Source organism: Prevotella veroralis (assembly GCF_018127765.1).
In the GTDB taxonomy this organism is placed as follows: Bacteria; Bacteroidota; Bacteroidia; order Bacteroidales; family Bacteroidaceae; genus Prevotella; species Prevotella veroralis.
Map to the genome: position 1 here is coordinate 752,194 of NZ_CP072331.1, position 11,709 is coordinate 763,902.

The window sequence follows — 11,709 nt, forward strand, 5'->3', positions numbered from 1 at the left end:
TAAGTTACTAACTATGATCTGTCTCACTTGTTATGGTTAAGAAAATCCCTTGCCATTATCAGGTCGGCTCTACGAGGTGGTCCCACCTTTGTGTATTTGATGTCAGGCAAGGCACGAACAGTGGCATCATCCGCCTGCATATACTTCTTTATCAAGGCTGCGTAATACTTAACACCATTCTTATTAATCAATTCGACGGCCTTGTCATAAGCCTTTGCAAACTCTGTCTCATCCGATGGTCTGCGGTGCTTATCCATAATCGCTACGACCCCTATATGTACACCTGCATCAGTCGAATTAAATAGAGAGTTGTTGTCACCTTGCAGTGCTTTTGTAGCCTGCGGTTCGGTAAACCAGTAGGCATCTATCTCATGGTTCTGTAGCATCTTGAGCCTAATTAGAACGTCATTGACCTGCACTTGGAACACTTGATACTTCGGTTTTGCCTTCTTTACGACCTTATTACTCAACAAGTCAGTGCCTGAGAAGCGTGTTTTGGCTATAATCTTATCACTTAAATCGGATAGTTTCTTTAGTTTAGATGACCTATCGGCTATGAGCTGCCAGTTGAGGTTTGTGTCCGTTAGATAGTGCATCAACACTTTCTGTCTATGCTTCAAACGCTCAGTCCTAACCAAATCGCTGAAGGCTGCCTGTACGCTTCCTCCAGCCATGGCTGTGTCACAATCCATCTGAGCAGTGTACTCTTTCAGTCGGATATCAACTTTAGCAGTATCGTATAACATGCTATCTTTCAATAGATAAGCAGGCAAACAGTCAAGCGTTGGCATAACTGCAATCTTGTAAGCTCGCTGATAGCTTTCTATCTCCGCATGCTCTTTTGCCTTTTGTTCAGCCTTTAGTTGCTTTGCAGACTTCCCACAACCAGCAATCAAGAACATCGATAGTATGAGTATGTAATAAGTACGTTTCATGTCCTGCAAAAGTAATAATTAATTTTGTAACTATGCAAATTCTTAGTACTTTTGTCCCACTATGTCAAAGGATAAAATTGCTTATGTCTGCAGCAACTGTGGGCAGGAAAGTGCGAAGTGGATCGGTAAGTGCCCTAATTGCGGACAGTGGAATACGTTCAAGGAGATACGTATCTCTGCCGATACAGGTACACATGCTGCACGTCAGGCAGCCACCTCTTTGCGTCATGGAGTAGCTGTCGGGGCTGTGTCAGGATTGGCTAATAAGCCTCAAAGACTGCGTGATGTCTCTGCGAAGGATGAGCCTCGTATGGACATGCACGACGGTGAATTGAATCGTGTGTTAGGTGGTGGTCTGGTGCCAGGGAGCATTGTTTTGTTAGGAGGAGAGCCCGGTATCGGTAAGAGTACATTAACCTTGCAGACTATTCTACACCTATCTCAACGCATCTTATATGTTAGTGGTGAAGAGAGTCCGCATCAGATTCGTATGCGTGCAGAACGCATAACTAAGGATATTCCAGAGAATATCATCATCTTATCGGAGACTTCTCTTGAACACATATTCGAGCATATCAAGGATGTAAAACCCGAACTCATTGTGGTCGATTCGATACAGACTATATCTACAGAGGACGTTGACAGCAGCCCTGGAAGCGTCACCCAAGTGCGTGAATGCGCCTCTGCTCTATTGCGATTTGCGAAGACTAGCGGCGTACCAGTGGTTCTTATCGGTCATATTAACAAGGAGGGAAGCATTGCCGGACCAAAGATTTTAGAGCACATAGTCGATACTGTGATTCAATTTGAGGGCGATCAACATTATATGTATCGCATTCTTCGGAGCATAAAGAACCGCTTTGGCTCCACATCAGAGCTGGGTATCTATGAGATGGAACAGCAAGGTCTTCGGCAGGTAAGCAATCCTTCGGAGTTACTACTTACTGAAGACCATGACGGACTATCAGGAGTTGCAATCTCAAGTACCATCGAAGGCGTTCGACCCTTCCTCGTTGAGACACAAGCACTGGTGTCTTCTGCAGCCTACGGAACGCCTCAACGTTCAGCAACTGGCTTTGATCAGCGTCGCTTAAACATGTTACTTGCAGTGTTGGAGAAGCGTGTTGGCTTTAAACTCATGCAGAAGGACGTGTTCTTGAACATAGCTGGTGGACTGCGAGTAACCGATATGGCGATGGATTTGAGTGTGATAGCTGCAGTGTTATCATCCAATGTTGACACCCCAATCGAGGCTGGTTGGTGTATGTGCGGAGAGGTTGGCTTGAGCGGTGAAGTGCGCCCCGTCAGTCGTATAGAACAACGTATTGCCGAAGCAGAGAAGCTCGGCTTCAGTCATATTATCATCCCGAAGTATAACATGTCAGGGCTTACTGGCAAGTATGCAATACAACTTCACCCTGTAAGGAAGGTTGAAGAGGCTTTGAGGATATTGTTTGGATAATCCATCCTTATATATGAATATTGGCAGGAACAAGCGTTATTACTGTTTCTGTCAATATTCTTTTAATATACAAAATGCAGTATATTAGGTGATTATATAATATCACTAAAGTTAAAGATAATACCTAATTAGCTTTCAGTTAAAGCTTTACTTATAGATATAAGGGCGTATAATCTTTGCCCAAACATCATACCCTTTCTCGGTTAAGTGTAATCCGTCACGACAATATTCAGCCTTCATTGTTTGCGGTCTAGCACCAAGAAGCGGCGTGTAAAGGTCGATGTAAGTGAGAGCATGGCTCGCACAATACTCCTTCAGTTTGTTGTTTAGTTGGATAATCAGGTCGTCCTTCCCTTTAAGATACTTCCACGTACCCACTTCCTCATTAAGTGGTAAGACGCTCTGAACGTATAGCTCCGTCTTGGGAGACCGCTCCCTTATTGTTGCCAACACACGAGTGATACCTTGAAAGACCCGTTCAACAGTCCAGCCATGGCTTAGATCGTTCGCACCACACTCAAAGAAGATCTTTTTGGGATGGTAAGGAAGCACCAAGTCAAGCCTGTTGTACATCCCTTGACTATCGTCTCCAATGATTCCCCGATTAATGATCTTCCCTGCACCAGGGAAGTGTCTGCTCCAGTCGCCACCATATTCTGAATGGCTATCACCATACATTACGATAACATTGGAGGGTAGTTTGCCTTCTTGTTTAAACTCTTTCACCTTTATAGAATAGTGTTTTGAACCATGATAAACGGGACGTTGACCTTGTGCGGAGAGGTTGCCTAAGGATAGAAGGAATAGTGCGGACAGAGCGAACCGCCTTATGTTTACTTGTATAGAATGTGCCATTTTATTATGTTAAACACCCACAAAAGTAAGGAAAAAGATGGAGAATAAAGAGAAAAAGTCTGGTTATCTGTCCTAAAGGGAGTAGATAACCAGACTTTTTAAAAAGGGATTTCTTAAATCTTCTGTATGCCTGTTAGCGCATGAGTTTCAATACTCTTGTGAGGTACTTCTGGGTCTTTTTGATGTCATACTTGATACCTCCACTCCATAAGCGGATACCCTTCTCAATGCTATTAAGCGGATTGTGAAAGGATTGGATGACAACAAACATCTCCTTAGACTTCGTTGCGTTAAATCGATCAGATAGTGTGTAACGCTTTGAACTGCCTCTACTTTTAAGGATGTTATTACATTCCTTGACCAGAATAGGGGATATTTGAAGAACTCCAACATACGACCCATTAACCGCTAAAGCATTCCCCTTGCTTTCAAGTTGGATGATTGCGTCCATTACAGGACCCCAGTTAAACTTGCTACTTTGAGCATTTGCTTCAACAGATGAAGCCAAAATCATTAAGAAACTAACAATTACTACTTTAAAAAATCTCATCATTTAAAACTTTCCGGAACCTTAGATAAGTTGCTCAAGAGAGTTACCTTCTATGGTGCGTTCCTATGTGAGAATGAGTTACCACCGCACCTTAGTTCCATATTAACGCTTGCAAAGGTACAAAAAATATTGCTGATAACCAAATAATTAGCATTTATTACGAATAGAGTTACTCGAATGGGAAGGGGCGAGATAAAGCCCCAATCAGCCTCACCGAAGGAGGAGGAGTGCCTCACGGGATAGGTATTTGCATGGCTGTTGGAGGCTGGTTGATGTGTTGCGAGGCTGTGCCTCATTAGCTGGAGTAGCAGGACTAAAAACAAGGGAACGCCTTTCTCCATTTGAAGGGGGCGTTTCCTTGCTATGAAGAGGGCGTTTCTTTACATCAAAGAGGGCGTCTCCTTGTATCAAGGAAGTGCCTTCGTCAATTAGAAAGGATACCTCAAAGTAGGGACAGACGCCCTCGTCTGGAAACCTCTCCCAGCCTCCCCTAAGGGGAGGAGTGCCTTACGGGAGCTAATTAGGGGAAAGTTTTGCAGTCCGGAAAGTACCCCAAAGTAGGGACAGACGCCCTCGTCTGTCCGCATAAGAGGGCGTATTTCACAAAGAAGTAAGGATTTTGGGGCGGACAGACGAGGGCGTCTGTCCCTACTTTGGGGCTCTCTATTCAATGGAGCAAGTAACTTGTCCACTTGTAACTCGTGTACTCGCCAACTCTATCTAATCACAATTTGTGGCATTCAAAAAGATTAATTACCTTTGTGCAAACATTCCTTTGGGATGTTTGAATAGCTTAAATTTGAAGGTACTCTTGATTATTTCATATCATGGTAAGGCGTAGAAGGAGGCGCAGTAAGCGTAAAAACAATAATAGGAAATTATGGATATGGGGCTGTGTGGCTCTGTTTACACTCGTTGTTATCCTTATGGTCGACCTTAAACCATGGCGTCGTAAGCATGTAACTGTTAGTGATGAATGGCCTTACCATGACCTAACAAAGGGAGAATATACCAAAGATTTTGATGGTTTGGATCTATCTCGTCATCAAGGAAAGATACACTGGGACGAGCTAGTTGATGAGAATCCGCAACTCAAGTTCGTGTATCTTAAAGCTACAGAAGGCAGCTCTGTGGTTGATCCCTTTTATCAAAAGAACCTCAAAGAGGCTAAGAAACGTAACCTATTAGTCGGTTCCTATCATTTTCTCACACGTCGTACTTCAATGGAAAGGCAGGTTGATAACTTCCTTTCTAACATCGATCTCCAGCAACAGGACTTGCTTCTTCTGGTCGATATAGAGGCAGATGGCACTCGAGGATGGGATAGTCAGTTAATAAAGAAGAACTTAGCACGATTCATTCAATTAGTTAAAGAGCGCACAGGACATGCCCCGATGATCTATACCAATGAGTCTTATTACCACTTACACCTCTATCCCGACTTCAATCATTACCACTTGTTTATAGCCAATTATAACCTCCCGCCAACCTTAGGAAATGCCAAATACGATATCTGGCAATCGAGTAAAAGGGGCAGAGTAAAGGGTATTTGGACCCACGTAGACATAGACCAAATACGTGAAGGAGTTACTATCGACGATTTCAAAATGCCCAAGTAAGGACAGCAGAATGTTCCTTATTGGCAATCACCAGCTATCTTATTTGTAATACGAATGGACTCATTAGCCTTATAAACATCCTTTCCCAGTTGGCTAAAGTCTATGATGTTGCGATAGACACTGGTAAAGGCAACGAGCTTCTTATCCCTTACAAACAAGAGAGTACACATATTATCATACATGGTGTTATCGATGATGACGTCTCTATCTCCACCATATCCCATGTCGATACTCTCGTTAGCTGCGGTCGAACTATTGTATGGTTTGACTACAACCATCATGTCCCAATCCTTGTCCTTATATAGAGAATGAACCGAGATGCAAGTATTTCGCCTTTGTATTGATTGTAAGTTATCAGTGATGTTGACCTCTTTATAAGGGATTCTGATACATAGGATGATGGCAACGGAAAGGATGATTGTAAAGATCGTTAGTAGTAGGGTCTTTCGTTTCATGCGGTTTTCTCATTGTAAAGGTTAGTGTTTCAGGTTTATAGTTGGTGCTGCCTGCAAGTGCTATTAACACTTACCTCGGTAAGAGCTTTTCGATAGGTCACCTAATCTAATAAGGCTCTTGCAAGCAGCACACAACACTCGATTGAGTCAGAAATTAGGCTAATCCTTCTATCTGACCACGCACAATATCAATCTTCTCAGCCTGTGGAACCTTTGGTAAACCAGGCATTCTCATCATGTCACCAGCGATAGCAACAATCATTTCGGAGCCACCATTGATGACGAAGTCACGAATGGTAAGGTCGAAGTTCTTCGCCACGCCCACTTGCTTCGGGTCTTCGCTGAATGAGAATTGAGTCTTTGCTATACAAACAGGGAACCTTTCCATGCCCCAAGCCTGTATGCGTTCTAACTTCTTTTTAGCTGCTGGCTTGAAGACAACCGATCGAGCGCCATAGATCTTTTTAGCTACCTTCTCGACCTTTTCCTCTATACTATCATCATCATTATAGACCATGTTGATATCCTTTGCCCCATGCTTATCTATGGTCTCAACAACGAGCCTTGCCAAGTCTTCTGCGCCTTCTCCGCCCTTCATAAACACATTGTTTTCGGCAAAGCCAACGCCCAATAGCTTGCAATGATCAGCCGACATCTGAACCTCCTCATCGGTATCGTCACCATATCTATTTAGTGTTACGATGACCGGCTGACCGAAGTTTTGCATGTTCTTAACATGCTTATCAAGGTTAGCAAAGCCTTCAACAAGAGCTTGTAGTTCCTGTTCACGAGTGCAACCTTCCGTGAGTCCGCCATGTAGTTTGAGCCCTCGCAAGGTTGCAACGAGCACCGTGACGCGTGGATGAATCTCTCCCTTGCGACACTTGATATCGAGGAACTTCTCTGCACCAAGGTCTGCTCCGAAGCCCGATTCGGTAATGGCATAATCGCTCAAGGACATTGCCATCTTCGTTGCCAACAAACTATTGCAACCATGGGCGATGTTTGCAAAAGGTCCACCATGCACCAATGCAGGTGTACCCTCAAGTGTTTGAACAAGGTTCGGTTTGATTGCATCAAGCAACAAAACTGTGATTGCACCTGCTATACCAAGGTCTTTCACCTTGAACGGTTTGTTATCAAAGGTGATACCAAGCACCATATTCTCTATACGACGGCGTAGATCGCTTTCATTAGAGGCTAAACATAGAGCTGCCATGATCTCACTTGCAGGTGTAATATCAAACCCCGACTGTGTCGGCAGACCATCGGTTACAGCTCCCAAGCCCGTTACTACGTTACGAAGACTGCGATCATTCACATCAAGAACACGCTTCCATAGAATCTGTTTAAGCGTAAATCCCTCGCTACGATGCTGATAGATGTAGTTATCCAACAGTGCTGCAATCATGTTATGTGCGCTTGTTATGGCATGAAAGTCGCCTGTGAAGTGCAGATTTATCTTCTCCATCGGTACCACCTGGGCGTATCCTCCACCAGCAGCACCACCTTTCATACCGAAACAAGGGCCTAAACTCGGTTCGCGTAAAGCTAATACAGAACGTTTGCCAATGCGATTCAATGCCATAGAAAGCCCAATACTCACAGTCGTTTTACCAATACCTGCACGGGTAGGGGATATTGAACTAACAAGAACCAAGCGGTTATGAGCAACGCGTTCTTCGTCTATTAAGGTAAGAGGAACCTTAGCCATATACTTCCCATAGAGCTCTAACTCGTCAGCAGGAATACCTATTTTAGCTGCCACCTCTTCGATTCGCTTCATGTTACATGAGCGTGCAATCTGAATGTCTGATTTCATAGTTTTATACTTATATTTTAGTTGTAAGGACAAAGATAAGCATATTTTCTGAATCTACTAACCGATTTTTCATAAAGTTTTAACCAATCGCCACAATTTTACGAATACCCTTGTATAATTCAAAATTATGATTACTTCTGTTTGAAGTGATGGTCTGCTAAGATGCTCTGTACCATATAGTTCTGTGTAACGAGGCTGTGTCCTGTTAGCACGAGTCACTGATTTGCAAATAAAGAAACGCCCTTTTCCAATGGAGAAGGGCGTTTCTTCATTATGAGGAGAGGCTTCTTTCAAGTCGAAGAAAGCCTCTTCTCACATCAAGGAGAGGCTTCCCTTAAATTGAGGATACACTTCCCTTAAATTGAGGATACACTTTCTTTAAATTGAGGAAGTGCCTTCTTTAAATTGGAAAGAGGATTTACTCTTGTCCAGAAGATGTATTTTGACGCTTCTTCTGGCGCTCATTCTTGATCTTATCTTGAATCATTTGATAGTGCGAAATGGCATGTCTACGAGCGTTGATAATCTGGAATCTATAGACGAAACAAGTAGTTGTAAAATAGATAACTACCTGTATCCACAGTGCTCTCACTTCAGGGAGAATGTCGTTGAGAGTGCCTCCCATAGAGGATATTCGTAGGAATCCACGCACGCCAAAGGTCGATGGAATGATCCAACCCAAGCCCTGCCATATCCCCGGAATATTGCTTTGAGGCCAAGAGACACCTGTTAGGAACAGAAGTGGAACAGATGTAAAGACCACCAAAAGCATGACATTTTCACGATAGCGAACGAGGCATGAGACCGTCATACCAAAGAAGATCACAGCAAGCAAGTAGGGTAGTAAGAGCCAAAAGAGGTCCGATGAATGTGCTAACATCGTGAAGTTAAAGAAGCGGGGGACTGCCATTGTGATGTAAGCAGCCATGACGCAATAGACCATAAAGTAACAGGACGACTTGCCGAGGACTATTTTCATGATTCCATCATAGTGTTTTCCGATTGGAACAAGGTCTTGGAAGCGGTTGTTCTCACGTGCTGTACCGGCCGAGAGACCAATTCCTAAGAGTAGAGTTTGCTGTAAGATGAGAATCAAGACACCTGGGAGAATGGCGTTGCCATAGCCTCCTGTGGTGTTAAAAATCGGTTCAGCGTCAACAACCATTGGTTCCGTGTTCAGCTCCTCATCCCTTTCTGTGAACGAGAAAGAGTGAGCCTTCAGCCTGTCAGCACCCATCTCGAGTGCTACTGCTTGTGCCGTTTGATAGATCGCCTTGTAGGTTAGCATCAAACTCATGTCACAATAGACTCCAACATGTGCCTGTTCGCCTCGATTCAAAGTCTCATCAAAGTCGGAAGGAAAGTATAGAATACCATGAACTGCCTGTTTCCCAATGAGTTCCTTCGCCTCTTCTAAGTTGTTACAATAGTATGCTGCCTTCACATCTGGTGCTGCATCGAAGTCGCGAATGAACTCCCTTGACGAAGTTGTATGCGATAGGTCGACAATAGCAACAGGTACATCCCGCACCACTTCATTGTTATATATCCACGAATAAAGCAAAGGGTAGGCGAGAGGAACAAGTATGAAAAATATCAATACACCCTCATCTTTCACCGTACTCTTCAATTCCAACCACCAGATGTAGCAGACGGATGAAAGAAAGTCGAGCGGTTTCTTGAGCGCATCCTTTAGTGTGGAACTCTTTTTATTATTATTCGACATAGACAGTTATCAGCGTTATTTTCTTTCTAAAAGAGGTCTGTTTTAACAACTTATGGTATGTAAACATATTCCAGCATAGCACGTTTCAAGTTCCAAAGAACGAGTATCGGTGAGGCAGCGAAGGCAACAAGTGCCATCACATTGACCCACGCATCAATAAGAGGAAAGCCATTGAAGACGCAGAGCTGATAAATCATGTAGTAATGACGAAGCGGTATGATCTGTGCCAGAGCTTCGATCATCCCATCCATAGCAAAGAGTGGGAACGTGGCTCCGCAAGCGGAGAATCCAACGACAGCCCACAACGAACAGACACTCATCGACATGCGTAACGAAGGGATAAGACCAAAGACAAAGATGCCAAAGCCCTGCGATGAGAGGACAGTAAGCACTGCCATTAGGATGATCATGTGCAATCCTCCAGGGTGAGGGAAGTTCAGGTAACCATAGACATACCACTCATATCCGAGGAAGATAGTTAAGAAGATCAACGTTTGAGGGAGCAGTTTTCCTGTGACAGCAAGCATGATGTTGTTATTAGCTAACCGCATCCATTGTTGTGAACGACCGAACTTTAGTTCTGTTCCAATCGAATAGACGGTGATAAGAAGCATAAATAGTACGAGGATACCGGGCACCATAATGCTCGTCAGATAGATGTTATAATTCATCCACGGATTGCCCACCATGTGTACATCCAAGCCTATGGGCTGTATGAACTCCTTAATCTCCTTGGGTGTTTTACCAAGCATTTGGAGCTTTGCGGCACCCATAGCTGCAGAGCCAAGAGTCGTCACTGTCTTGAGGTCTTTATATAACATTCCGCCTGCAACAAGCGTCACATTACTATAATAGAAAGATACATGTGGCTGGCGTTGAGCGATGAGTTCGGCTGTAGTACCTTCTGGAATATAAAGGAAACCATATATCTCGTTGCGTTGAATAGCTTGTCTCGCCTCGACAACACTATTGTAATGATCAGCCACACGGGTGCTTTGGAAGGCATCTAACTGACGTATTAAAGCACGTGTGGTGGATGTGTTATCATTGTCAACAACGCCACATGGCAACTTTTCTGGTTGCCCTTCATGCATCAAGGAAGTGAAGAAGAAGACGATAACTAATGGGAAGACAACCATACAACAGATGTATATTGGGTTGTGAACCATCAGTCCAACCTCTCGTGAAGAGAGTGCAAAGACTCTTTTCAATCCGTCTCCAAGAGAGTTGAAAACCGACTTTATGTTGAATGATAACTTCATTATAAAAAGAAAAACCGCCTCCTTTATTTAATAATCAATGACATACCGGGCTTTAAACCATCTACCTTCTGCACTGGACGAGCCTTTACTTGGAAAGTCTTTAAGTCGTATTGTCCATTGCTTTTCGTTGCTTTCCACACAGCGTATGAACCTTGGTCTTTGAGTGAGGTAACCCGCATTTCGATCTGTTTGTCAAGTGCTGGGACATAGACCTTGAGCTTTGTTCCAATCTTCATGTCCTTTAGTTGATCCTCACGAACATTGAATGTTCCCCATATATCATCAACCATTGAGATGCTCATGATAGGACTGCCAAATCCAACGAGTTCGCCCACTTTAGGATAAATGGTCTCTACCTCGCCATCAGCTGTTGCACGTTGAACAGTCTCTTTCAGTACTGAACGGACAACATCAATAGCCGAAGTAGCTGCTTGCGCCTGCTTTCTTGCAGCCTCTTTAGCCTCTTTGCGCGCTCCACTCTTCGCCAGTTCCCATTGTGACTTAGCGACTTGCACACCTGCTTGAGTTGCTTCAAAGGCAGCTTTTGCCTCGTCCCGCTTCTGCGCACTCATCACTCCCTCGTCAAAGAGTCGTTGCATACGTCCGTAGGTTTTTTCGGCTATTCCGTTCGCAGCAATAGCCTGTTGATAAACCTGATAAGCACTCTCAACAGCTTCACGGCGGGTTGGCGCTTCGGTTAAAGCACTGATGGCTTCGGTCGCGCCAGCTGTTGCTTCTGCCACTTTCTCCTGTGCGTTGGCTTCAGGAATAGCCAGTTTCGCAAGGATATCACCCTTATGAACATGGTCACCTTCCTTTACTAAGAGTTCAGTTACACGTCCCGGTAACTTGCAAGCCACACGATATTCACTCACTTCGACCTGCCCTTGGATGATTTCGGGCGTGCGGTCGATGGTGAAGTAACCAATGACTGCAACGATGACAACTACTGCGACGAAGCCTAAAACAGCCAGAAGAATATTGTTATGTTGTGATTTTGCTGACATAAGTATTGTTGTTTTT

At 44.0% G+C, this 11,709-nt stretch carries 10 protein-coding genes; 2 read left to right on the forward strand and 8 right to left on the reverse strand.

All coding sequences use genetic code 11. The features are described from left to right. Positions 1 to 23: 23 nt before the first annotated feature. Positions 24 to 935: an ABC transporter substrate-binding protein gene (locus J5A55_RS11200; protein ID WP_039850899.1), complete on the reverse strand. Its 912-nt coding sequence runs from the start codon at positions 933 to 935 to the stop codon at positions 24 to 26. A 61-nt stretch (positions 936 to 996) separates the two neighbouring features. On the opposite strand from J5A55_RS11200, the gene radA reads away from it, so the two are divergent. After that, complete coding sequence (gene radA / locus J5A55_RS11205; protein WP_004382240.1) at positions 997 to 2,397, forward strand: DNA repair protein RadA; 1,401 nt, start codon at positions 997 to 999, stop codon at positions 2,395 to 2,397. Positions 2,398 to 2,544: 147 nt separating this feature from the next. Here the strand turns inward: radA and J5A55_RS11210 are convergent, their stop codons facing one another. After that, a complete protein-coding gene (locus J5A55_RS11210) occupies positions 2,545 to 3,252 on the reverse strand; it encodes a GDSL-type esterase/lipase family protein (RefSeq protein WP_004382238.1) in 708 nt (235 codons plus the stop codon). A gap of 133 nt (positions 3,253 to 3,385) precedes the next feature. Further along, on the reverse strand, positions 3,386 to 3,805 hold the full coding sequence (locus J5A55_RS11215) for a hypothetical protein (protein WP_004382236.1): 420 nt from the start codon (positions 3,803 to 3,805) through the stop codon (positions 3,386 to 3,388). Between the two features lie 824 nt (positions 3,806 to 4,629). On the opposite strand from J5A55_RS11215, the gene J5A55_RS11220 reads away from it, so the two are divergent. Then, positions 4,630 to 5,421: a glycoside hydrolase family 25 protein gene (locus J5A55_RS11220; protein WP_004382232.1), complete on the forward strand. Its 792-nt coding sequence runs from the start codon at positions 4,630 to 4,632 to the stop codon at positions 5,419 to 5,421. A gap of 17 nt (positions 5,422 to 5,438) precedes the next feature. Here the strand turns inward: J5A55_RS11220 and J5A55_RS11225 are convergent, their stop codons facing one another. The 5 genes from J5A55_RS11225 to J5A55_RS11245 all read right to left on the reverse strand — a co-directional run bounded on the left by J5A55_RS11225 (position 5,439) and on the right by J5A55_RS11245 (position 11,693). After that, on the reverse strand, positions 5,439 to 5,876 hold the full coding sequence (locus J5A55_RS11225) for a hypothetical protein (RefSeq protein WP_004382231.1): 438 nt from the start codon (positions 5,874 to 5,876) through the stop codon (positions 5,439 to 5,441). A gap of 154 nt (positions 5,877 to 6,030) precedes the next feature. Further along, a complete protein-coding gene (locus tag J5A55_RS11230; protein ID WP_004382230.1) occupies positions 6,031 to 7,698 on the reverse strand; it encodes a formate--tetrahydrofolate ligase in 1,668 nt (555 codons plus the stop codon). A gap of 418 nt (positions 7,699 to 8,116) precedes the next feature. Next, complete coding sequence (locus J5A55_RS11235) at positions 8,117 to 9,424, reverse strand: ABC transporter permease (RefSeq protein WP_004382228.1); 1,308 nt, start codon at positions 9,422 to 9,424, stop codon at positions 8,117 to 8,119. Positions 9,425 to 9,474: 50 nt separating this feature from the next. Next, complete coding sequence (locus tag J5A55_RS11240) at positions 9,475 to 10,686, reverse strand: ABC transporter permease (protein ID WP_004382227.1); 1,212 nt, start codon at positions 10,684 to 10,686, stop codon at positions 9,475 to 9,477. A gap of 23 nt (positions 10,687 to 10,709) precedes the next feature. Next, positions 10,710 to 11,693, reverse strand: a complete 984-nt coding sequence (locus tag J5A55_RS11245) for an HlyD family secretion protein (protein ID WP_004382226.1) — start codon at positions 11,691 to 11,693, stop codon at positions 10,710 to 10,712. Between the last annotated feature and the right edge of the window lie 16 nt (positions 11,694 to 11,709).